22 protein-coding genes and 1 tRNA gene are annotated in these 20,008 nt (G+C 69.7%); 14 read left to right on the top strand and 9 right to left on the bottom strand.

Going from position 1 to position 20,008, the window contains the following annotated elements; all coding sequences use genetic code 11:
* Positions 1-168: 168 nt before the first annotated feature.
* Genes ABB55_RS01975 through ABB55_RS01965 form a run of 3 tightly spaced genes read left to right on the top strand, consistent with a single transcriptional unit; the run spans position 169 to position 2,227 of the window.
* Complete coding sequence (locus ABB55_RS01975; RefSeq protein WP_054357299.1) at positions 169-948, top strand: SDR family NAD(P)-dependent oxidoreductase; 780 nt, start codon at positions 169-171, stop codon at positions 946-948.
* Positions 945-1,793 carry an enoyl-CoA hydratase family protein gene (locus ABB55_RS01970; protein WP_054357298.1) on the top strand — a complete coding sequence of 283 codons (849 nt, stop codon included), beginning with the start codon at positions 945-947 and terminating at the stop codon, positions 1,791-1,793. The genes ABB55_RS01975 and ABB55_RS01970 overlap by 4 nt, the downstream gene beginning before the upstream one ends.
* A gap of 2 nt (positions 1,794-1,795) precedes the next feature.
* Positions 1,796-2,227, top strand: coding sequence for a RidA family protein (locus ABB55_RS01965; RefSeq protein ID WP_054357297.1), 432 nt, complete (start codon positions 1,796-1,798; stop codon positions 2,225-2,227).
* 204 nt (positions 2,228-2,431) lie between these two features.
* Here the strand turns inward: ABB55_RS01965 and ABB55_RS01960 are convergent, their stop codons facing one another.
* Complete coding sequence (locus ABB55_RS01960) at positions 2,432-2,716, bottom strand: GIY-YIG nuclease family protein (RefSeq protein ID WP_054357296.1); 285 nt, start codon at positions 2,714-2,716, stop codon at positions 2,432-2,434.
* A 224-nt stretch (positions 2,717-2,940) separates the two neighbouring features.
* Here ABB55_RS01960 and ABB55_RS01955 point away from each other — a divergent pair, with 224 nt between their 5' ends.
* Entirely contained in the window at positions 2,941-3,864 is a 924-nt protein-coding gene (locus ABB55_RS01955; protein WP_054357295.1) for a dihydropteroate synthase, read from the top strand.
* A 141-nt stretch (positions 3,865-4,005) separates the two neighbouring features.
* Positions 4,006-6,057 (top strand): ASKHA domain-containing protein, encoded by a 2,052-nt coding sequence (locus ABB55_RS01950; protein WP_054357294.1) that lies wholly within the window; start codon positions 4,006-4,008, stop codon positions 6,055-6,057.
* A gap of 112 nt (positions 6,058-6,169) precedes the next feature.
* Here ABB55_RS01950 and ABB55_RS01945 read toward each other — a convergent pair whose 3' ends face one another.
* Positions 6,170-6,586 carry a group I truncated hemoglobin gene (locus ABB55_RS01945; RefSeq protein WP_083463277.1) on the bottom strand — a complete coding sequence of 139 codons (417 nt, stop codon included), beginning with the start codon at positions 6,584-6,586 and terminating at the stop codon, positions 6,170-6,172.
* Between the two features lie 341 nt (positions 6,587-6,927).
* Between ABB55_RS01945 and ABB55_RS01940 the strand changes: the two genes are divergently transcribed.
* A complete protein-coding gene (locus tag ABB55_RS01940) occupies positions 6,928-7,956 on the top strand; it encodes a hypothetical protein (RefSeq protein ID WP_054357293.1) in 1,029 nt (342 codons plus the stop codon).
* 35 nt (positions 7,957-7,991) lie between these two features.
* Here ABB55_RS01940 and ABB55_RS01935 read toward each other — a convergent pair whose 3' ends face one another.
* Entirely contained in the window at positions 7,992-8,852 is an 861-nt protein-coding gene (locus ABB55_RS01935; RefSeq protein WP_054357292.1) for a protein-methionine-sulfoxide reductase heme-binding subunit MsrQ, read from the bottom strand.
* A 159-nt stretch (positions 8,853-9,011) separates the two neighbouring features.
* Here ABB55_RS01935 and ABB55_RS01930 point away from each other — a divergent pair, with 159 nt between their 5' ends.
* Complete coding sequence (locus ABB55_RS01930; protein ID WP_054357291.1) at positions 9,012-9,716, top strand: regulatory protein RecX; 705 nt, start codon at positions 9,012-9,014, stop codon at positions 9,714-9,716.
* 471 nt (positions 9,717-10,187) lie between these two features.
* Positions 10,188-10,673 (top strand): YaiI/YqxD family protein, encoded by a 486-nt coding sequence (locus ABB55_RS01925; RefSeq protein WP_054357290.1) that lies wholly within the window; start codon positions 10,188-10,190, stop codon positions 10,671-10,673.
* A 99-nt stretch (positions 10,674-10,772) separates the two neighbouring features.
* Here ABB55_RS01925 and ABB55_RS01920 read toward each other — a convergent pair whose 3' ends face one another.
* On the bottom strand, positions 10,773-11,450 hold the full coding sequence (locus ABB55_RS01920) for an RraA family protein (protein ID WP_054357289.1): 678 nt from the start codon (positions 11,448-11,450) through the stop codon (positions 10,773-10,775).
* An 81-nt stretch (positions 11,451-11,531) separates the two neighbouring features.
* Positions 11,532-12,800, bottom strand: coding sequence for an aminotransferase-like domain-containing protein (locus tag ABB55_RS01915; RefSeq protein WP_054357288.1), 1,269 nt, complete (start codon positions 12,798-12,800; stop codon positions 11,532-11,534).
* Positions 12,801-12,931: 131 nt separating this feature from the next.
* On the opposite strand from ABB55_RS01915, the gene ABB55_RS01910 reads away from it, so the two are divergent.
* Positions 12,932-13,420 (top strand): Lrp/AsnC family transcriptional regulator, encoded by a 489-nt coding sequence (locus tag ABB55_RS01910; RefSeq protein ID WP_054357287.1) that lies wholly within the window; start codon positions 12,932-12,934, stop codon positions 13,418-13,420.
* Between the two features lie 122 nt (positions 13,421-13,542).
* Here the strand turns inward: ABB55_RS01910 and ABB55_RS01905 are convergent.
* Both ABB55_RS01905 and ABB55_RS01900 read right to left on the bottom strand, forming a co-directional pair.
* Positions 13,543-13,627: transfer RNA gene (locus ABB55_RS01905), tRNA-Leu, on the bottom strand.
* A gap of 105 nt (positions 13,628-13,732) precedes the next feature.
* On the bottom strand, positions 13,733-13,999 hold the full coding sequence (locus tag ABB55_RS01900; protein ID WP_054357286.1) for a FliM/FliN family flagellar motor switch protein: 267 nt from the start codon (positions 13,997-13,999) through the stop codon (positions 13,733-13,735).
* A 78-nt stretch (positions 14,000-14,077) separates the two neighbouring features.
* On the opposite strand from ABB55_RS01900, the gene lipB reads away from it, so the two are divergent.
* A complete protein-coding gene (lipB, locus tag ABB55_RS01895; RefSeq protein ID WP_083463276.1) occupies positions 14,078-14,926 on the top strand; it encodes a lipoyl(octanoyl) transferase LipB in 849 nt (282 codons plus the stop codon).
* An 87-nt stretch (positions 14,927-15,013) separates the two neighbouring features.
* Here the strand turns inward: lipB and ABB55_RS01890 are convergent, their stop codons facing one another.
* Together ABB55_RS01890 and ABB55_RS01885 are read right to left on the bottom strand one after the other, a co-directional pair.
* Positions 15,014-15,850: a polysaccharide deacetylase family protein gene (locus tag ABB55_RS01890; protein WP_244472143.1), complete on the bottom strand. Its 837-nt coding sequence runs from the start codon at positions 15,848-15,850 to the stop codon at positions 15,014-15,016.
* 16 nt (positions 15,851-15,866) lie between these two features.
* Complete coding sequence (locus ABB55_RS01885) at positions 15,867-17,315, bottom strand: polysaccharide deacetylase family protein (RefSeq protein ID WP_054357284.1); 1,449 nt, start codon at positions 17,313-17,315, stop codon at positions 15,867-15,869.
* Positions 17,316-17,676: 361 nt separating this feature from the next.
* On the opposite strand from ABB55_RS01885, the gene ABB55_RS30160 reads away from it, so the two are divergent.
* From ABB55_RS30160 to ABB55_RS01865, 4 genes are all read left to right on the top strand, one after another.
* A complete protein-coding gene (locus ABB55_RS30160; protein WP_054357283.1) occupies positions 17,677-17,925 on the top strand; it encodes a type II toxin-antitoxin system CcdA family antitoxin in 249 nt (82 codons plus the stop codon).
* Positions 17,922-18,233, top strand: a complete 312-nt coding sequence (locus ABB55_RS01875) for a CcdB family protein (protein WP_054357282.1) — start codon at positions 17,922-17,924, stop codon at positions 18,231-18,233. The genes ABB55_RS30160 and ABB55_RS01875 overlap by 4 nt, the downstream gene beginning before the upstream one ends.
* A gap of 160 nt (positions 18,234-18,393) precedes the next feature.
* Complete coding sequence (locus ABB55_RS01870; protein ID WP_054361788.1) at positions 18,394-19,101, top strand: ribonuclease activity regulator RraA; 708 nt, start codon at positions 18,394-18,396, stop codon at positions 19,099-19,101.
* Between the two features lie 163 nt (positions 19,102-19,264).
* Positions 19,265-19,885, top strand: coding sequence for an ATP-dependent Clp protease proteolytic subunit (locus ABB55_RS01865; RefSeq protein WP_083463273.1), 621 nt, complete (start codon positions 19,265-19,267; stop codon positions 19,883-19,885).
* Positions 19,886-20,008: the final 123 nt, after the last annotated feature.

Below are 20,008 nucleotides of genomic sequence, written 5' to 3'. Positions count from 1 at the left end.
GGGCCTTCGGCCCTTGTCCGGGGATGCGCTGTGGGATGGTGCCACGAGGGGCCTTTGGGGGGATCCGGTTGGCGCCCGTTTGATGATGCGTGAGGGCTGCGCGGTGCGGGCTCCCGGTCGGCAGGCAGCGAATGCCGCCCTTCTCGTCATGATCGGAAAGGCCGCCCAATGACAAAGTCCTTGGCGAACCGGCATGCCTTCATCACCGGGGCCGGCTCGGGCATCGGGGCTGCGGCGGCGGTGGCGCTGGCGGCGGCCGGGGCGACGGTGAGCCTCGCCGGCCGGCGCCTGGAGCCGCTGCAGGCGACGGCCGCCACCCTGGGCGACCGCGCCGGTGCGATCGTCACCCTCGACGTGACCGACGAGGCGGCGATCGCGGCGGCCGCCGAGCAGGCCGAGGCGGCGCATGGGCCGGTCGACATCTTGGTCGCCAATGCCGGGGCGGCGGCCTCCGGGCCGTTCGACAAGACCGAACGGGCGACCTGGGACGCCATGCTGGCGGTCAACCTGACCGGCGTCTGGCTGACCACGCGCGCCTTCCTGCCCGGCATGGTGAAGCGCCGGTCGGGCCGCGTCATCGCGATCGCCTCGACGGCCGGGCTGGTCGGCTACCCTTACGTCGCCGCCTATGTGGCGGCCAAGCACGGCGTGGTCGGCTTGGTGCGCGCGCTGGCGCTGGAGGTCGCCCGCAAGGGCGTCACCGTCAATGCGGTCTGCCCGGGCTTCACCGAGACGGACCTGGTCGCCCAGTCGGTCGCCACCATCGTGGCCAAGACCGGCCGCAGCGCCGACGAAGCGCGGGCGGAACTGGCGAAATCGAACCCGATGGGCCGTCTGGTCACGCCCGAGGAGGTCGCCGACGCGATCCTCTGGCTCGCCGGACAGGGTGCCGCATCGATCAATGGACAGGCGATCGCGGTCGCCGGTGGGGAGGTGATGACCGGATGAGCGAAAAATCGGCGCTGGGGGCCATGCTGCGCCCGTTCAAGGACTATCAGGCGCGCCACTTCGTGTTCGACGCGCCGGGTGACGGCCGGGTCGCGACCATCCGGCTCAATCGGCCGGACAAGAAGAATCCGCTGACCTTCGAGTCCTATGCCGAGCTGCGCGACCTGTTCCGCGACCTCGTCTATGCCTCCGACGTGCGCACGGTCGTGCTGACCGGCGAGGGCGGCAATTTCTGTTCCGGCGGCGACGTGTTCGAGATCATCGAGCCGCTGACCCGCATGGCCATGCCGGACCTCCTCGCCTTCACGCGCATGACCGGCGACGTGGTCAAGGCGATGCGCCGCTGCCCGCAGCCGATCATCGCTGCGGTCGACGGCATCTGCGCCGGCGCCGGCGCGATCCTGGCGATGGCGTCGGACCTGCGCTACGCGACGCCGGAGGCCAAGACCGCGTTCCTGTTCACCCGCGTCGGCCTGGCCGGCGCCGACATGGGCGCCTGCGGCTATCTTCCGCGCATTATCGGTCAGGGCCGGGCGGCCGAACTCCTGTTCACCGGCCGCGCCATGACGGCCGCGGAGGGGCATGCCTGGGGCTTCTACAACCGCCTCGTCCCGGCGGCGGAGCTTGAGGCCGCAGCCGGGGACCTGGCCCGCTCGCTCGCCGACGGTCCCTGGTTCGCCCATGGCATCACCAAGACCATGATGAACCAGGAATGGGCCATGGGCATCGAGGAGATGATCGAATCGGAGGCCCAGGCCCAGGCCGTCTGCATGGCGACCGGCGATTTCCGCCGCGCCTTCGAGGCCTTCGCGGCCAAGCGCAAACCCGCCTTCGAGGGGAACTGACCATGGCCGAAGCCGCCCGCGCCGCGCGCGAAACCTCGCTCCTCGAAGTGCTGCAGCCGGAAGGCTGGGCGAAGCCGGTCGGCTATGCCAACGGCATCGCCGCCAGCGGCCGCGTCGTCTTCGTCGGCGGCCAGATCGGCTGGAACGGCCAGTGCCAGTTCGAGACCGACGAGCTCGTCGGCCAGGTCCGCCAGACGCTGGAGAATGTCGTCGCGGTGGTCGCCGAGGCCGGCGGCGGCCCCGAGCACATCACTTCGATGACCTGGTATTTCGTTGACAAGCGCGACTATCTCGCCAACCTGAAGGGCATCGGCGAGGCCTACCGCGCCGTGATCGGCCGCCACTACCCGGCCATGGCCGCCGTCCAGGTCGTCGCTCTGATGGAGGACCGCGCCAAGGTCGAGATCCAGGCCTATGCGGTGATCCCGGAATAATGCCGACGGTCATGGAATGATCGTCTGTATTCGATACGCGAATTTCTCATGCCTCTGACGAATATGAGAAATTCGCGTCACTTCAACGGCCCGATGCGTCAGCATCCTGGGCCATTGGTATAACCGGCCGGATCGTCGGCGTCAGCATCCGCGGCCGACCGGGCAGGGCTGTCCGGTCGGCCGCTTTGCGACATGTGAACGCCTTCAGGTGACTTCCGGATAGAGATCGTCCCAGTCCGGGTTCATCGCCTCGATGATGCGCACCTTGGCGTGGCGGTGCCGGCGGCGCAGGTCGCGCGCGAAGGCCATCGCGGCTTCCACGCGATCGAAGGCGGCGTACCAGACCAGCCGCTGCATGGCGTGGCCGAGCGAGAAGCCGGCCGGCACGCGGGCCCGATGGTGATAGACGCGGCCGACGAGATCCTCGGCCGTGCCGACGAAGAGGGCGCCGTCCGGGCGGCTGGCGAGAATATAGACCCAGGCGTTCATGGCGCCATTCCACCCGCGCCGCCCCGTCTCGCTCAAGCGCACCGAACCGCGCAGCGACAACCCGCCGCGGTGGCTCCGTCGTGCGCCGTCGCGGCCAGCCGGCCCGACCGGCAGCGGGCCCGAGGGCGCGGGCGTTTCGGGCCAAGTCGCATGGAGGACAGCCTTTGTCCGGCCGCGCCCCTAGCGTTCGGGCAACGCCAACGATTTCCGGACCCTTGAGAGCCATGACCGAGACCGTCATCACCTCCGAAAAGCGCAAGGTTGTGATCGGCTTCGAACGCCGCTTCGTGATGATCGGCGAACGGATCAACCCGACCGGGCGCAAGCTGCTCGCGGCCGAGATGGCGGCCGGCGACTATTCCCGCGTCGTCGCCGACGCGCTGGCGCAGGTCGAGGCCGGCGCGCAGATGCTCGACGTGAATGCCGGCATCCCGCTCGCCGACGAGCCGAAGATCCTGGCCGACTGCATCAAGCTGGTGCAGGACACCGTCGACGTGCCGTTGTCGATTGACAGCTCGATCGTCGAGGCGCTGGAGGCCGGGCTCGCGGTCTACAAGGGCAAGGCGCTGGTCAATTCGGTCACCGGCGAGGAGGAGCGGTTGGAGCGCGTCCTGCCGCTGATCAAGAAGTACAACGCCGCGGTGGTCGCCATCTCCAACGACGAGACCGGCATCTCGGAAGACCCCGACGTGCGCTATGCGGTCGCCAAGAAGATCGTCGAGCGCGCGGCCGACTACGGCATCCCGCGCGAGGACGTGGTGGTCGACCCGCTGGTCATGCCGGTCGGCGCCATCAACGACGCCGGCGCCCGGCTGATGTATCTCCTGCGCCGCCTGCAGGGCGAGTTGAAGGTCAACACCACTTGCGGCGCCTCGAACTTCTCCTTCGGCCTGCCCAACCGGCGCGGCCTCAACGCCGCCTTCCTGCCGATGATGATCGGCGCCGGCATGACCTCGGCGATCATGAACCCGCTGCACAACGAGGACATCCAGGCGATCCTCGGCGCCGACGTGGTCATGGGCCATGACCCGAACTGCATGAGCTGGATCCGCAAGTTCCGCGAGCCGGCGCCCGAAGGCGCGACGCCGAACCCGGAAGGCGGCGGCGGGCGCCGCGAGCGCGAAGGCCGCCGCCGCGCGCGCGGCTGACGGGCGCGTCGGGCGGCTCCTGTCGGGCGGGCTCCCCGCGGGGCGTCCCCAGACAGGCGGCTTCGGGCCTGACGACGGCATCGAGCCTGGTCTTTCCGTGCGGAGGGCGGACGGATAGACCGGGTCGGACGGGCCGGCACCATGCCGGCGATCGGGGTAGCAGCCTTGGCCAAAGACCACCTGGTATTCTTCTCGCCCTCGGGCAAGCGCGAGCGCTTTCCGGAGGGTACGACCGTGCTCGAGGCCGCGAGACGGCTGGGCGTCGATCTCGATTCGGTGTGCGGCGGGCGCGGCATCTGCGGGCGCTGCCAGATCGTGCCGACCGAGGGCGCCAACCCGAAGCTCGGCATCAAGTCGGCCGCCGATCACGTCTCACCCTGGAACGCGGTCGAGGCGCGCTATGCCGACAAGCGCGGCGCCCTGGAGGCCGGCCGCCGGCTCGGCTGCCAGGCCAAGGTCTGCGGCGATCTGGTCATCGACGTGCCGGCCGACAGCCAGGTCCACCGCCAGGTCGTGCGCAAGCGCGCCGAGGCCTATCCGGTCAAGGTCGATCCGCTCGTCCACCTGCACTATGTCGAGGTGCGCGAGCCCGACATGCACGATCCCTCGTCGGATTTCCGCCGCCTGCAGGAGGCGCTCGCCGCGCAGTGGGGGCTAGCCGACATCCATGCCGATACGGCGGTCCTGAAGGGCCTGCAGAAGGCCTTGCGGGCCGGCGACTGGAAGGTGACGGCCGCGATCCGCAAGGGTCGCGACCTGGTCGCCCTGTTCCCGGGCTTCCGCGACACCCTGCGCGGGCTCGCCGTCGATATCGGCTCGACCACGATCGCGGCCCATCTGTGCGATCTGGTCACCGGCGACGTGCTCGCCTCGTCCGGTCTCATGAACCCGCAGATCCGGTTCGGCGAGGATCTGATGAGCCGGGTCTCCTATGTGATGATGAATCCGGGCGGCGATGCCGAGATGACGGCCGCCGTGCGCGGCGCGCTGCAGGAGCTCGCGGCGGCCGTGGCGGCGGAGGCCGGCATCGGCACCGACGAGATCCTGGAGGTGACCGTGGTCGGCAACCCGATCATGCACCACCTGTTCCTCGGCCTCGATCCGACCGAACTCGGCGGGGCGCCCTTTGCGCTGACCGTCGACGGCGGCCTCGAGGTGCCGGCCCGCGAGGTCGGGCTGAGCCTCGCGCCCGGCGCCTTCGTCTACACGCTGCCCTGCATCGCCGGCCATGTCGGCGCCGATACCGCCGGCGTGGTGCTGTCCGAGGGGCCGCATCTGAAGGACGAGGTGACACTGCTGGTCGATGTCGGCACCAATGCCGAGATCGTGCTCGGCAACCGGCACCGCCTGCTCGCCTGCTCGTCGCCGACCGGCCCGGCCTTCGAGGGCGCGCAGATCGCCTCGGGCCAGCGCGCCGCGCCGGGGGCGATCGAACGGCTGCGCATCGATCCCGAGACCCTGGAGCCGCGCTTCCGGGTGATCGGCTCTGAACTCTGGTCGGACGATGCCGGCTTCCCCGAGGCGACGGCGAAGACCGGCGTCACCGGCATCTGCGGCTCGGGCATCATCGAGGCGGTCGCCGAGATGCTGCTCGCCGGCCTGGTCACGCCCGACGGCATCGTCGACGGCACCCTGGCGGCGCGCACCCCGCGCATCGTCGCGGAGGGGCGGACCTTCGCCTATGTCATCCGCGAGGCCGATGCGTCCGGGCCGCGCATCGCCGTGACCCAGGGCGACATCCGCGCCATCCAGCTCGCCAAGGCGGCGCTCTATGCCGGCATCCGCCTGCTGATGGACCACTATGGCGCGCCGAGCCTCGACCGGATCACGCTCGCCGGTGCCTTCGGCAGCCATATCGACGTGAAATACGCGATGATCCTCGGCTTGATCCCGGATTGCGACCTCGCCGCGGTCGGCTCGGCCGGCAATGCGGCGGGAACGGGCGCGCGCATCGCGCTCCTCAACAAGGCGTCGCGGGCGGAGATCGAGGAGGTCGTCCGGCGCATCGAGAAGATCGAGACCGCGCTGGAGCCGGCCTTCCAGGCGCATTTCGTCGGCGCCATGGCGATCCCGCACAAGTCCGACCCGTTCCCGCATCTGGAAGCCGCGCTCGGCCGCGTCTTCGCGCGCGGCACGGCGCCGGGCGAACCCGGCGAGGGCGGCCGCGGCGAACGGCGCCGGCGGCGCGGCTAGATGGACTGTTGGCGAGGCGGATGGAGGCCATCCGTCTCGCAGGGTTCATCTTTTTACGCCCAACCGGGCGGGTCGGTGCCGCGTCCGTCCGCCGTTTCGGCGGAGGGCTGCGTCAATGCGCGACGATGTCCTTCTGCATCGGGCCGAGAATGGCGAGCAACTCCTTCTGCTCGCGCATCGGCACCTTGAACTTGCGCAGGGTCTTCTGCAGGTCCTGCACCAGCGCGGTGAAATGGACCTTGCGGATGCCCATGCCGGCATGGGCCGTCTTCATGTCCTGGCCCTGGTAGAGACAGGGGCCGCCCGTACCGGCGCAGATCTGCTGGACGAGGCGGCGCTTCAGGCGCGGAATGTCGGCGCGGGCGAAGAAGCCGTTGATCCGCTTGTCGGCCGCGACATTGGCGACGAAATCGTCGACGACCGCGACCAGGGCGTCCTGCCCGCCGAGGCGGGTGTAGAGGCTGGCGGCTTCGGCCGGTGCGGCGGCGAAGAGGCCGAGCGCCAGGGCGGCGAGAATCGGAAAGCGCATGGTGTCCTCCTGAGTTGACCAGGACCGCGCGACGATGGTCGGGGCGCCACCGGACGCCGCCACGCGGTCTCTGTCGGTTACCCGCGATCCGGCCTTTCGGATGCATGCGGCATCGGTGAGAATCGCGGCGCCTCACGGGACGGGCGTCGCCATGGGATGCCCGCGGCCGGGCGCGTGCTGCCGAGGCGCCGCAGAGACCGCGGCCGGCCGCCGCCGATCGGCCGGTCCGATCGCCGTCGGTGACGCTTCGGTCAGGAAGCGGTTGCGGGGGCGGGCAGAAGCAATAGGGTCGAAACGGATTTGGGTCTAAAGACAGGGCAGGGCACTGCGGCGAGGGCCGGATGAGCGAAATCAGCGACCTGATCATCAAAGGCCGGGAGCTTCTGGATTTCGAGAAACTCCCGGATCTCGCGGTCCTGGTGATCGGCGTCGTCGTCGGCCTGATCGGCAAGAATCTCTATACGCTGGTCAAGAATATCCTGGGCGTCGCCGGCAGCTTCATCGGCCGGATGGCCGCGGGATATTGGCAGGATATTCGCCGCGAGACGCCCAATGTGCTCGACTGCAAGCTTGCCGTGCTGGCCGATGTCGAGGGCACGCGCACCGTTCTGATGGACAGCCTGATCGGCTCCCGCTCGCTCGCGTCGATCTATCTCAATCCGCGCACCGCCTTCGGCGTTCGCATCCAGGCCTTTTTCGTCAAGCGCGAGAGGCCCTATGTCTATTTCGCCCCGATCAAGCACAACGATCGCAGTCTGACCGCCCGCTTTCGGGCCTGGAGGAATGCCCGGCGCGCGCAGTTCGGCTTGCCGCCGCTGCCGCCGGTCGATACGCGGCAGATCAAATATCGCCGCGTCTATGCGCCGATCGAAGCCATGATCGGCCAGTATCTGACCAACGAATGGGCCGTGCAGATGTCGATCGGCGAGCCCTGCTACGTGTTCCGCTTCGTGGTTGCGCTGGTCTACGAGAAACATGCCGACGACTATGTCGACAGGCAGTTTCACGCCGTGCTGGTCTGGGAGGAGGCTCTGCGACACATGGCCTTCGACGGCATAGTCGCCTACCAGCCCGAATACGGCCATCGCGCCGAAACGCTGCGCCGCGTCGCAGAGGCCTGGCGCAGCGATCCCCGGCAGTTCGGCACCGTGTTCATGATGGTGCCGAAATCAAACCTGTGCGGCGACTACGTGGTCGAGCGGGTCGAAAACCAGGCCGGCATACGGATTCCGATCCACCGGCCGGTGCGCGGCGAGGGCGCGGCGGGGCCGGATGCCGTTCTGCTCGCCCGGTTGACCGGCCGCCATCCAGCGGTGCCATCGGACCTCGCGGTCGCGTCGGACGCCGGTGCGCCGGCCGAGACGCTCTGACCCCACGCCAAGGCCCCGGATCGGATCCGGATCGATCAGCCTTTTGCGGCAGCCGGCCCGCCGACCGGTCGCGGCCGTTTCACGGCCGGGCGCCGATCTCCGGCGGCGAGCAGCGCGACGGAAAGCCCGACACCCAGCACCCACCAGGCCGGCCGGATGGCGAGATCGAAGTAGAGATTGGCTTCCAGCGCCGCCGAGGCCGGGATCTTGGTCGCGACGCCATACCAGCCCGCCTCCAGCAGCGCGGTTGCGAGCCCGCCGACCACGCCCGTCGCCGCCAATGTCAGAGGGGTGAGCGGGATCCGGCGGCGAACGAGCAGACGGTAGAGTTCCAGCAGCACCAGGAAGCCGAGCATCAGCGCGGCCTCGCTGACATCGATCTTCGACTGCATAAAGAAATGCAGGATCGCCAGGATGGCGATCGGATGGACGAGGCCATGCAGCCGGCGCCATTTCTCCGCGCCGAGCCGCCGGATCATCCCGTCGGTCGAGGTGGCACCGAGCGCCAGCATCGCCAAAAGGGCGACGAAGCCGATCGTCAGATAGGTCCGCAGCGCGATCTCGGTCGCGATCCGCGTCACGTCCAGCGACTGGTCGACGGCATAGAGCCCGAAATGCAGCATCAGATAGGCGAGGGCGGTCAGGCCGAGCATCCGGCGGACGATCAGGATCCGCGTCCAGCCGGCGATGTGGCGCAGCGGCGTGACGGCCAGCGTGGCGATCAGGAAGCGCACCGACCAGAGCCCGGTCTGGTGGATCGCCTCGTTGAGCTGGCGCGGCCCGAGCCAGCCGAGCCGCCATTCGAGCAGGATCCAGACGGCCGGCATGAGCGTCGCCGCGAAGGTGGCAGCCTTCAGGGCGGAGAATCGTCCGGTCCGATCGTTCCAGGGATACACGCTGCGGCTCCGATGACGGATTGGGATTGCTCCCCCTCAATACCGTAGCAAGGCGGCGAAGGTTTCAAGCGGCCCTTCACGTTTGCGCCAGGGGCTGCGTGATCGCGGCCATTGCCGGTCGCTCGCCGCTGGGCCAGAACGAAAGCCGGAGGCGGCAGGATGGATGAAGACTCGCGCGGGCCGAGAACGGCCGAAACGGAACGGCTGGCGGCCTATCTGCGTCGCGCCGCACTCGCCCATTGCGCCCGCTATGCGGCGACCGAAGCCGATCTGGCGCGCATCCTGGAGCGCAAGGCGCTGCGCCGCCTGGCCCTGGTCGCGAGCGACGATCCGCCCGACCGGTCCGCGGTGGACGATCTGGTCGCCCGGACGGTCGCGTCCTGCCGCCAACTGGGGCTGGTCGACGATCGCGGCTATGCCGAGTTGAAGGTCGGCTCGGGTCGCCGGCGCGGCCTGTCCTCGGCCCGCCTGACCGAGACGCTCGCCGCCCGCGGCGTCGACCGCGGCACCATCGCCGAGACGCTCGCGGAGGACGGCACAGACGACCGTCGCGCGGCCCTGATTTTCGCCCGCCGCAAGCGCATCGGCCCCTGGCGGCGCGCGATCCATCCGGACGATCCGGACGGTGGCGACGGGGCGGCGGGCGTCCACGACGTGTCCGGCACTGACGACACGTCCGGCGATGGCTTGGACCGTCGGGACCGGCGCAGGACCGCCGATCCGCGCCAACGCGACCTCGCCATCCTGTGCCGAAACGGCCATTCCCCCACCATCGCCCGCTGGGTCGTCAGCCTCGACCTCGACAGCGCGGAGGCGGCGCTTGATTCGGACGACGAGTCCCAGAATGGCATCCCGCAAAAATAACCCCGCCTCGGTCCGCCGGTTGGGGGCTTGAGCGGACCTGCGCGGGGTGCAGTTCGGAGATCCTACGGGATGTTCATGGCAGGACGCTGACGATAGGTCATTTGGGATCTGCCTATCCGTTGGGCACGGGGCCCAGGCGGCTGCGAAGAAGTGGGGCTGGCCGAATCGTCGAAAGTGTTCCTATGATAAGGCGTCTTCAACATTCGAAAGGAGGTGATCCAGTGTTCACTCGCGAATCTCCGCGGTCGTCGGATTGCGTGGCCTGGATTCTCGCCTTTGTCGAGAGTCGCGCCGCCTGATCGGCAGCGAAGTGTCCGCCATCTGGCCGCGGGCAAGGAAATCCGGAAAGGGCTCTCCGCGAGGGGGGCCCTTTCTGCATTGGACGGCAAGCGCGGGACATGGCGCGGAAGGCCATGAGTGCCCGTCCGCGCCGCAACGCCGCCGAGCCGACGGGCCGTGACCGGAGTCCGCATGACCAGCCCCGAACCGCTCCTGATCTTCGTCGATGCCGACGCCTGTCCGGTCAAGGACGAGGTGTTTCGCGTCGCCGGCCGGCACGGCATCCGGGTCCATGTGGTCTCGAACGGCTGGATGCAGCTGCCGCGCGATCCCCTGATCGAGCGCGTCGTCGTGCCGGCCGGCCCGGATGTGGCCGACGACTGGATCGCCGAACGGGCCCGCGCCGGCACGGTGGTGATCACGGCCGACATCCCGCTCGCCGATCGTTGCGTCAAGGCCGGGGCCGCCGTGATCGATCCGAAAGGGCGCGCCTTCACGCCGGCCTCGATCGGCATGGCGCTCGCCACCCGCAACCTGATGACCGACCTGCGCTCCGCCGGCGCCGTCACGAGCGGCCCGCGGCCCTTCGCCGGCAAGGACCGTTCGGCTTTCCTTCAAGCGCTCGACGCGGCCGTCAACCGGCTGAAGCGGGCCGGGCATCCGACCGGATCGGCGTGACGGCACCCGCGCCGGCGGGTCGCTCCGACCGGCCGGCAGGGACACGGGACCACGGCCGATTCGGCGGGGCATTCGCGCCGCTGCCGATACCGGCGCCCGTCAGGCCTTGAGCACGACCGGCGCGGCGAGCCCGAAGGTCTCCATCACGCTGCGGCCGGCGCCGAGCTTCTTCTCCCACTCGGCCTCGCGGGCGAGCTTGGCCTCGGCGTCGCCGATGCGGCTGGTCAGGAAGGCCGGCGTCAGGGCGATCAGACCGTCGTCGTCGCCGATGATCAGGTCGCCGGGCGTCACCAGCCGGCCGCCGATCACCACCGGCACATTGACGGCGCCGCGATCGGCAGAGGCCGGTCCGCGCGGCGTGATCGCCCGGGTGAACACCGCGAAATCGCTCCACGAGGCCAGCATGGCGACATCGCGCACCGCCCCGTCGCAGACGAAGCCGCGGCCGCCGCGCCGGCGCAGCTCGCCGCCGACGATCTCGCCGATCATCGCCGTTTCGGCATGGCCGCCGGCCGCGATGACCAGCACGTCGCCGGGACGGATCAGCTCCAGCGCATGCAGCACGGCGCCGAAATCCGGCGGCTCGCAGCGCGCGGTCACGGCCCGGCCGAACAGGCGCGGCTGACGGCCGGGCGGGTTCAGCGGCCGGATCGCCGGATCGATCTGGCCGGCATCGCGCGCCAGATCGACGGCGACGGCGACCGGGACGGCCTGCCAGCGGGCGAGATCGGCCTCGGAGAGCGTCGGGACGGCGGGTTCGTGGATGGTGACGGGCATGGTCGCTCCTCCTTGCGGGCTTGACGTCGGTTGGCGGCGGCGCGCGGGCGGCGCCCGTACGCCCGGTCCCGGGCTTGGTCTTTACGAGGCGTCGGTCAGCCGGCGGACCGCGCCGGCCAGCCGGCGCACGCCTTCTTCGAGGCGCTCCGGCGGGTTGAGGGTGAAGTTGATGCGGAAGGCGCTGCGGTCGTCGCCCGAGGCGTCGAACACGCTGCTCGGCGCGATGCACACCCCGGCGTCCAGGGCGGCGTTCAGCAGCCGGTCGGTGTCGATGCGCGGGTCGCGCGCCACCACCCAGACGAACATGCCGCCGACCGGGACCTCGAAGGTGAACCAGGCGCCGAGATGCTCGGCGAGCGCCGCGCACAGCGCGTCCCGCCGTGCGCGATAGAGCGCGGTCAGGTCGGGCTGCAGGCGTTCGACGAGCCCGTCCTCGATCGCCGCCAGCGCGATCCGCTGGGTCACCCCGCTGGTGCAGAGATCCGACCCCTGCTTGGCCATGGTCAGCGCCGCGATCATCTCGGGGGCGGCGACCATCCAGCCGATCCGGAGACCCGGCGCGATCTCCTTGGAGAGCGTGCCCATATAGATCACCGGCCCGTCATAGGCCGAACTGGGGGCCGCACTGGGGGCCGCGCCCGGGGCCACAACGGCGGCCTCGCGGGCGGCGATGTCGATCAGGCGGGGCAGGGCCGCGCCGTCGAACTGCAGGCCGCCATAGGGATTGTCCTCGACCAGCCAGGTGCCGGTCGCCAGCGCCGCCTCGACCAGCCTGCGGCGGACCGGCATCGGCACCAGCCGGCCGGTCGGATTGGAGAAGTTCGGCACCGCATAGCCGAATCGGGCGCCGGTCAGGCCGGCCACGGCGTCGAAGTCCGGCTGGTCGACCCGCAGGGCGCGGTAGCGCGGGCGGCGCGGACGCCAGGCGTCGAGCGCGCCCAGATAGGTCGGCGCCTGCGCGGCGATCAGCGCGCCCTCGTCGACCAGCACCTTGCCGAGGAGATCGAGCCCCTGCATGCCGCTGGTGGTCACCAGGATGTTGTCGCGGCCGAGGCGGAAGTCGGGGCCGCCGAGCCGCGCGGCGAGCGCGTCGCGCAGTTCCGGCAAGCCTTCGATCGGACCGTAGCCGAGTGAATCCTGCGGATGCTCGGCGATGACGCGCCGGGCGATCGCCGCCAGGGCCTCGGCCGGGTAGGTCTCCGGCGCCGGCAGGCCGCCGGCCATGTTGATCAGCCCTGGGATCCGCCCAGCGGCCAGGAAGGTCTTCGTCACGTCGTTGGTGGTGCCGAGCCAGCCGGCGAAGGGCGGCCGCACGGGAGCGTTCGAGGGGCGGTCGGCGGCAGCGGTCATGGTTCGGGCTCCGGTCTCGACGTCACTCGTAGCATCGCCGCCGGCAGCGAATCCCGCCAAATTGCGATGCATCGCGGCGGTGTTATGTTGTAATCCACCCTGAGATTGCCAAATCGAAGGGAGTTTCGCTCATGCCGCGCCTCGACGCGATCGACCTGCGCATTCTGGCGGCGCTGCAGGCGGACGGGCGGATGTCGACGCTCGATGTCGCCGAGCGGGTCGGCCTCTCGCCCACGCCCTGCAGCCGCCGGATCCGGCGCCTGGAGGACGAGGGCGTGATCGAGGGCTATGCGGCGCGGGTCAGCCCGCGCGCGCTCGGCTTCAGCATCTGCGTGATGGTCTCGGTGCGCCTCGCCCGGCAGGGACCGGACGGCCACGACCAGTTCCTGAGCGCGGTCGAGCGGCTGCCGGAAGTGTCCGAATGCCTGCTGGTGACCGGCAGCATCGACTATCTCCTGCGCATCTGGGTCAGGGACATCGAGGCGCTCAGGGCCTTCATCACCGAGCAGCTGCAGTCGATTCCCTCGGTCGCCGAAACCTCGACCATGGTCATCCTCGGCGACGGCAAGGGCCAGGCCTCGGGCCTGCGCGGCGGCGAGGTCCGGATCGGGCGGCCATAGGGGATTCGGCGACGGCGGCCGCAGGCGGCCCAGCCGGGCAGGGTCCCGGCTCCGGAAAGGGTCCGAAAAAACGAAAACCCCGAACCAGAGGTCCGGGGTTTCGCACTTCGTTGCCGAAGATTTGGTGCGGTCGAGAGGACTCGAACCTCCACGCCTTTCGGAACTAGCACCTCAAGCTAGCGCGTCTACCAATTCCGCCACGACCGCTAAACCGTGTCTCCGTCGGCGGGCAACCGTCCGTCTCGGGAGTGGCGCGTCTCTAACAAATCGGATTCCCGGGTGCAAGCCCGAATGCACATCGGCCGGAAATGTTCACAGGCGCTTGACGGCTTCCTTGGCGCGCGCCGTCGGCGCGCGGAACAGGACCTCGGTGATCGAGATGCCGATGCGGTCGCCGCGCAGGATGACCTGGCCGCTCGCCACCGGCACGTTGTTGGCGAGGATGGTCACCTCGTCGCTCTCGCGCGTGTCGAGTTCGATCACCGCGCCGCGCCCCATGCGCAGGAGCTGGTGGATCGGGATCATGGTCGTGCCGAGCTGCACCGAGATGTCGATCGGGATGTTGTCGAACGGGGTCATCTCGTGTTCCTTCAAGGCCCGGCCGGGCCGTGCCCGCCACAATGGTTGACGAAACCTTACCCGCGAGAAGGTTAGCAGATGGTAAATGCCGAGGACCGGGGCGGATTGGGCGCGGCGGGCGAACCGGGCGGGCTCGGCGACCCCGGTGCGCCACGTGCGCAGGAGCGGGATGCGCCATCGGCGGGGCCGGCTCGGGTCGTGGCGCGCGGCGAGGGGGCCGCGGCACCGGGGCTCCTGCCGGCGGCCGGGGCGCCGCCGATCGAATGGCGCGTCAGCGACCGGACGGTCGCCTATGAGGCGGCGATGGCGGCCATGGAGGCGCGTGTCGAGGCGATCGCGGCCGGGGAGGCGGGCGAACTGGTCTGGCTCCTGGAGCATCCGCCGCTCTACACCGCCGGCACCAGCGCACGCGACGCCGACCTGCTCGCGCCCGACCGTTTTCCCGTCCATCGCACGGGGCGCGGCGGCGAGTTCACCTATCACGGGCCTGGCCAGCGAATCGCCTATGTGATGCTCGACCTGCGCCGCCGCACCCCCGACGTGCGCCGCTACGTCGCGACGCTGGAGGAGTGGGTCATCCGCGTGCTCTGGCGCTGGCACCTGCGCGGCCTGCGCCGCGACGACCGGGTCGGCGTCTGGATCGCCCGGCCCGACAAGCCCGCGCTCGCGCCCGATATGCCGGCGGAGGACAAGATCGCCGCGATCGGCATCCGCATTCGCAAATGGGTCACCTATCACGGCATCGCGCTCAACGTGGAACCGGAGCTCGACCATTTCTCCGGCATCGTCCCCTGCGGCATCGCCGGCTACGGCGTCACCAGCCTCGCCGATCTCGGCCTGCCCCTGTCGATGCCCGAAGTCGACATGGTCCTGAGGGAGGAATTCGAGCCGCTGTTCGGGAGGACGGTGGGGGTGGCCGGAAATTAGCAATCGGACGGCCCGTGGGCTTGCCCGCCTCCGGTGCCGTCGGCGTGCAGTTCTGGCACCGCTTCCGTTGCTTTCTTTCAAGCCCGCTCAGCTGACCGGCCCGGCCGGGACGATATGCACCACGCGGTAGCCGCGGGCCTTTAGCTCCGCCAAGAGGGCCGGGACCATGGCGGCGGTGTGGGCGTGGATGTCGTGCAGGAGGAGGATGCCGCCGCCGCGCTTGTCGAGGCGGTCGAGGACCTGACGCAGCAGCGCGTCGGGCGTGGTCTTCTGCCAGTCGGTGCCCCAGAGGTCGGCGCCGAAGGTGCCGATGCTCTTGGCCTTAAGCCAGGCGGCCAGCTCCGGCGTCGGGGCGAAGCCGGGGAAGCGGAAGAAGGGCGTGACCGGACGGTCGCCGTCGCGGCCGGTCAGGATGCGGTCGACGGTGCGCCAGCCGCGCTCGATATCCGCCTTGCCAGCCTCGAAGCCGAGCCCGGTCATGATCGGATGCGTCATGGAATGATGGCCGATCGTGTGTCCGGCCGCCGCGATGCGCTTCAGGAGGGCGGGATGGGCCGCGGCCTGCTCGCCGACCACGAAGAAGGTCGCCTTGACGCATTCCGCAGCCAGTGCCGCGAGCACCTGCTCGGTCGGCTTGCCGATCGGTCCGTCGTCGAAGGTCAGCACGACCTCCTTGGGACCGAGCGGCAGGGTCTGCGGGTAGCTCTTGGTGCCGACTTCTAGCCCCTTCGTGGTGTCGACGCTCAGCACCCGCGCGGTGCCGAGCGCGCCCGGGTTCGGGCAGGCGGTCTCGCCGGCGGCGCGTGCCGGCATGCCGGAGCCCGGGACCAGGCCGAGCCCGAAGGCTGCGGCGGCGAGGCCGAGCGCACAAACGAAGAGGGCCCTCCGTGGAGAGCCCTCGAAATGTCGCGACTGCGTCGTCATGCTCACCACAGAAGTCTCACCACAGGCCGATCGCCGAGCCGAGACCGCGGAAGGACGACGCCGTGGAGGCGAACCAGCCGTCCTCGCCGGCGACCGGCTCGCCGCGCGAGGCCGGCAGGGCGGTGGCGCGGTTGATGGCGGCACTGTCATAGCTCGGCAGCGGGCCGTCGGCGGTGCGGCCGTCGCGGCCTTGGGTGCTCTGCACCAGCTGACGTCCGGCATCGAAGCCGGCCACGCTGCGCTCGGCGAGCGGCGCGGGCGCCGCCGAAGGGAACTGGGCGTTGACCGGACCGTGGGCGAGCGGCGGCGTCGGCTGCTTCGGCACCAGATGGACGATCTTGTAGCCCCGCGCCTTCAGTTCGCGCAGCAGCTGCGGCACCATGGTGGCGGTGGAATCCTTGGTGTCGTGCAGGAGCAGGATGCCGCTCTGGCCGGCGCGGTCGAGATCCTTCAGCGAGAATTCCATCACCTTCTGGGCGTCGTAGCCGCGCACCCAGTCGTTGCCGACCGCGTCGGCCGCAAACACGCCCATGTTCATGCCGTTCAGCCATTCGTTGATGGCGCGCGAATTGAACAGGCCCGGATAGCGGAAGAACGGCACCGCCGGCTTCTCCTCGGCCTTGCCGTAGAGGATCTGGTCGACCGTCTGCCAGCCCTGGGACATGTTGCCCTTGGCCCAGTCGAGCGGCCGCTTCACCATGTCGAGCGGATGCGTCATGGTGTGGTAGCCGATGGTGTGGCCTGCCGCCGCGGTCTTGCGCAGCGTCTCCGGATAGGCCTTGGCCATCTGGCCGACGATGAAATAGGTCGCCTTGACGCATTCGTGATCGAGGGCGGCCAGGACCCGTTCCGTGTTGCGCGGGATCGGCCCGTCGTCGAAGGTCAGCACGACCTCCTTCGGCCCGAGCGGCAGCTTGCCGTGATAGAGCTGGCCGAGATAGAGCCCGTCCTTGGTGTCGACCTCGAGCACGCGCGACACGCCGAGCGCGTCGGGATTGCTGCAGGCGGCCGTATAGGGCTTGGAGACGTGGTCATGCACCGGCGGCACGGGCTGCGCGGTCTTGGCGGCGATCGCGGCAGCGAGACGGGCGGCCGGCGGCACCTTCTGGGCGGCCGACACGGTCTTCTGCGGCTTGGCGCCGGCAGGCTTCGCGCCGGCCGGGGCGGCGGCCGTTCCGGCCGCGGCCGTCGCGGCGGCGGGCTTCTTGACGGCGGGCTTGGTGGTTCCGGCCGGCGCTGCGGCGGTGCCGCCCGGCGGCACGACAGGTTTCACGACGACGGGCTTGGCGGCGACCGGCTTCGCCGGGGCGGGCGGCGGCGGCGGGGCGGCCGTGATCGGCTTCGGCGGCACGGGCGTGGCACCGCCGCCGGCCTGCTGGGCATGGACGGCACCGGCAGCCATCAAGGCTGCGAAAGCCACGCCGGAAGCGAGCGCCAGCGCCCGGTTGCGATCGAACTGACCCATATCCAAACTCCGTGGCCGGCGCACGATGCCGGCTCTCTCGCGAATCGCGTCCTCAATCATGGCGGACGGTTCGACCTTTGCCTCTCCGTCGTCCGCGAATCCGGCGATTTCAAGGGACCGGGAGCCGGGAGAGCACTTCGTTAACTACGCTAGCATTGGAATTCTGACTGTGGGGTTAACAGTGTCCTGCGGCCCGGGACAAGGTCCGGCGGGCAACAGCGCGCCGCAATCGCCTCCGTCATGTCATCGCCGGCAGGCTTCGGTGCTTTCGCAAGGGAACATGCCTGCGCAGATTGTGCGGCGCCCGTGTTTGTCGGCGGGTGCCCCCGGCTGTATCCTGCGGCCTCGCGGAGGATCGCCGATGAACGTCCAGCCGAAGCGCACCGTCATGATCGAGGTCGACGAGGAGGTTGCCCGCCGGATCGAGGCCGAGGGCCTGTCCGTCGCCGCCGAGGCCGAGCGCCTGCTGCGCCGCCGCGTGCTCCCCCCGGCCGCCTCCGGCGAGGCTGAGCGCTGGGCGGAGGAGAATCGCGAGGCGATCGCCTGGCACCAGCGGATGCTCGACGAGCACGGTACCTTCGCCGAGCGCATGGCCAAGTTCCGGCGATGAGGCAGTTCGACGTTTTCGACAATCCGGATCGGGAACTCGCGGACCTGATGCCCTATGTGGTGGTGCTCAACCACGACGCCTTTTCGGACGTTCCGACTGTCCTTGTCGCGCCGCTTTTCCCGGCGGAGCGTCGAATTCCCTATCGGGAACTGTGCCCGGCGGTCGATGTCCTTGGGGCGAGAATGCTGGTCGGCCTGACCGATCTTGCCTCGATCGCGCAGCGCCATCTCGGACCGCCCGTCGCCTCCGTGCGCGCGGAGCATGATCGGATCCTGCGCGCCTTCGACCTGCTGCTCTGCGGTTTCTAGGCGTCGGTGGGATTCTCGCCCTTTGCCGTCTCCCATCCCCCCCTGAAGAGGGCACCGGCCTGCCGTTCGCTCCGGCAGAGCGATCCCATCGCCGGGATGCTTGCGTGCCTGCCTGGAAAGCGGCACAGGACATCCCACCCCACGACAGATGGACCGCGCGATGACCCTGACGCCCGAACTGAAATCCGCCCTGATGCAGATCTCGACCGCCACGGTCACCACCGTGCTCCTGAAGAAGGGGCTCCGGCGCAGTTGGATGCGCGGGCCGATGCCCTATTCGGGCGGCGAGGAGAAGGTCGTCGGCGAGGCCTTCACGCTGCGCTTCGTGCCGATGCGCGAGGATCTGGCGACGCCGGAAAGCTGGGCCTCGCCGATCTCGACCCGGGCGGCGATCGAGGCCATGCCGGAGGGCTGCATCGCGATCGCCGATGCCATGGGGGGGCGCGACGCCGGCATCTTCGGCGACATCCTGGCCGAGCGAATGAAGGTGCGCGGCGTCGCCGGTCTGGTCACCGACGGCGTGATGCGCGACGGGGCCGGCGTGCGCTCGACCAACCTGCCGATCTGGTGCGCCGGCGTAGCCGCCCCCGCCTCGGTCGCCGGTCTCACCTTCGTCGGCTGGAACGAGCCGATCGCCTGCGGCGGCACGGCGGTGTTTCCCGGCGACGTGATCATGGCCGACGGCGACGGCGCGGTGGTCATCCCCAAGGCGATGGTGACGGCCGTGGCCGAAGCCGGGTTGGAGCAGGAGCTGTTCGAGGGCTGGGCCCATATGGAGGTGCGCAACGGCGCCGCCCTGCCGGGTCTCTATCCGCCCAACGAAGAGACCAAGGCGCGCTACGCGATCTGGCGGGCCAAGCGCGGCTGATCGGCCGCTTGCCGGCCTGTGGGGCCGTCCGGCCGCGGATTTGCCCTGCCGTCGGGCTTCCCTTAAGACTAGCCGACGAACGGGGTCGACATCGGGCGACCCGACACCTACATCTCGGGTCGACCCGCCCGAACTTTCAGCCTCCTCCATCCGGATGTCGAGAATGATCCTCACGCCCAAGACCTACTGGTACACGCGCATGGATGACGAGGAAGAGGAGGAGAAGACCAAGACTCCGTCCTCGCTGCCCGTCGACAAGCATCTGTTCGAAGCCCGCAACGTGCTGATCACCGGCACGATCACGCAGGAACTCGCCCGCGACGTGACCGCGCGCCTGCTGGCGCTGAGCCACGTTTCCAAGGAGCCGATCAACGTGATCGTCTGCTCGCCCGGCGGCCACGTCGAATCGGGCGACATGATCCACGACATGATCCGCTTCGTGTCGGCGCCGGTGCGCATGATCGGCGTCGGCTGGGTCGCCTCGGCCGGCGCGCTGATCTACATCTCGGTGCCGAAAGAGCGGCGCTTCTGCCTGCCCAACACCCGCTTCCTGCTGCACCAGCCGTCCGGCGGCGCCGGCGGTCCGGCGACCGACATCGAGATCCAGGCGCGCGAGATCATCAAGATGCGCGATCGCCTGAACGGGATGTTCTCGGTTGCGACCGGCCAGACCCTGCAGAAGGTCGAGAAGGATACCGACCGCGACTACTGGATGGGTCCGGAGGAGGCGATCGCCTACGGCCTCGTCAATAAGGTCATCAACAACGTGGCCGATCTCGCCTGAGACCGGTCGTCACGGGTCCCGGCCGGATGGCTGCCGGACCCCGCAATGAGAAAAGCGCCCGACGCGAGCCGGGCGCTTTTTCTTTTTCCGGGGCTCGTTCCCTTGAGGGGCGCTTGCCGTCGG

This window comes from Prosthecodimorpha hirschii (assembly GCF_001305515.1).
In the GTDB taxonomy this organism is placed as follows: domain Bacteria; phylum Pseudomonadota; class Alphaproteobacteria; order Rhizobiales; family Ancalomicrobiaceae; genus Prosthecodimorpha; species Prosthecodimorpha hirschii.
Note: the sequence above shows the minus strand (reverse complement) of the source record. Positions and strands in the feature narration are given on the sequence as shown.

Bases quoted from the DNA above. Each gene is read 5' to 3' on its own strand.
- ABB55_RS01955 (WP_054357295.1), top strand. From the start codon at position 2,941: ATGACCGAGACCGTCATCACCTCCGAAAAGCGCAAGGTTGTGATCGGC.
- ABB55_RS01885 (WP_054357284.1), bottom strand. From the start codon at position 17,315: ATGGGTCAGTTCGATCGCAACCGGGCGCTGGCGCTCGCTTCCGGCGTG.
- ABB55_RS01915 (WP_054357288.1), bottom strand. From the start codon at position 12,800: ATGACCGCTGCCGCCGACCGCCCCTCGAACGCTCCCGTGCGGCCGCCC.
- ABB55_RS30160 (WP_054357283.1), top strand. From the start codon at position 17,677: ATGAACGTCCAGCCGAAGCGCACCGTCATGATCGAGGTCGACGAGGAG.
- ABB55_RS01865 (WP_083463273.1), top strand. From the start codon at position 19,265: ATGATCCTCACGCCCAAGACCTACTGGTACACGCGCATGGATGACGAG.
- ABB55_RS01875 (WP_054357282.1), top strand. From the start codon at position 17,922: ATGAGGCAGTTCGACGTTTTCGACAATCCGGATCGGGAACTCGCGGAC.
- ABB55_RS01940 (WP_054357293.1), top strand. From the start codon at position 6,928: ATGAGCGAAATCAGCGACCTGATCATCAAAGGCCGGGAGCTTCTGGAT.
- ABB55_RS01925 (WP_054357290.1), top strand. From the start codon at position 10,188: ATGACCAGCCCCGAACCGCTCCTGATCTTCGTCGATGCCGACGCCTGT.
- ABB55_RS01945 (WP_083463277.1), bottom strand. From the start codon at position 6,586: ATGCGCTTTCCGATTCTCGCCGCCCTGGCGCTCGGCCTCTTCGCCGCC.
- ABB55_RS01870 (WP_054361788.1), top strand. From the start codon at position 18,394: ATGACCCTGACGCCCGAACTGAAATCCGCCCTGATGCAGATCTCGACC.
- lipB (WP_083463276.1), top strand. From the start codon at position 14,078: ATGGTAAATGCCGAGGACCGGGGCGGATTGGGCGCGGCGGGCGAACCG.
- ABB55_RS01890 (WP_244472143.1), bottom strand. From the start codon at position 15,850: ATGACGACGCAGTCGCGACATTTCGAGGGCTCTCCACGGAGGGCCCTC.
- ABB55_RS01950 (WP_054357294.1), top strand. From the start codon at position 4,006: ATGCCGGCGATCGGGGTAGCAGCCTTGGCCAAAGACCACCTGGTATTC.
- ABB55_RS01920 (WP_054357289.1), bottom strand. From the start codon at position 11,450: ATGCCCGTCACCATCCACGAACCCGCCGTCCCGACGCTCTCCGAGGCC.
- ABB55_RS01960 (WP_054357296.1), bottom strand. From the start codon at position 2,716: ATGAACGCCTGGGTCTATATTCTCGCCAGCCGCCCGGACGGCGCCCTC.
- ABB55_RS01975 (WP_054357299.1), top strand. From the start codon at position 169: ATGACAAAGTCCTTGGCGAACCGGCATGCCTTCATCACCGGGGCCGGC.
- ABB55_RS01970 (WP_054357298.1), top strand. From the start codon at position 945: ATGAGCGAAAAATCGGCGCTGGGGGCCATGCTGCGCCCGTTCAAGGAC.
- ABB55_RS01965 (WP_054357297.1), top strand. From the start codon at position 1,796: ATGGCCGAAGCCGCCCGCGCCGCGCGCGAAACCTCGCTCCTCGAAGTG.
- ABB55_RS01910 (WP_054357287.1), top strand. From the start codon at position 12,932: ATGCCGCGCCTCGACGCGATCGACCTGCGCATTCTGGCGGCGCTGCAG.
- ABB55_RS01930 (WP_054357291.1), top strand. From the start codon at position 9,012: ATGGATGAAGACTCGCGCGGGCCGAGAACGGCCGAAACGGAACGGCTG.
- ABB55_RS01900 (WP_054357286.1), bottom strand. From the start codon at position 13,999: ATGACCCCGTTCGACAACATCCCGATCGACATCTCGGTGCAGCTCGGC.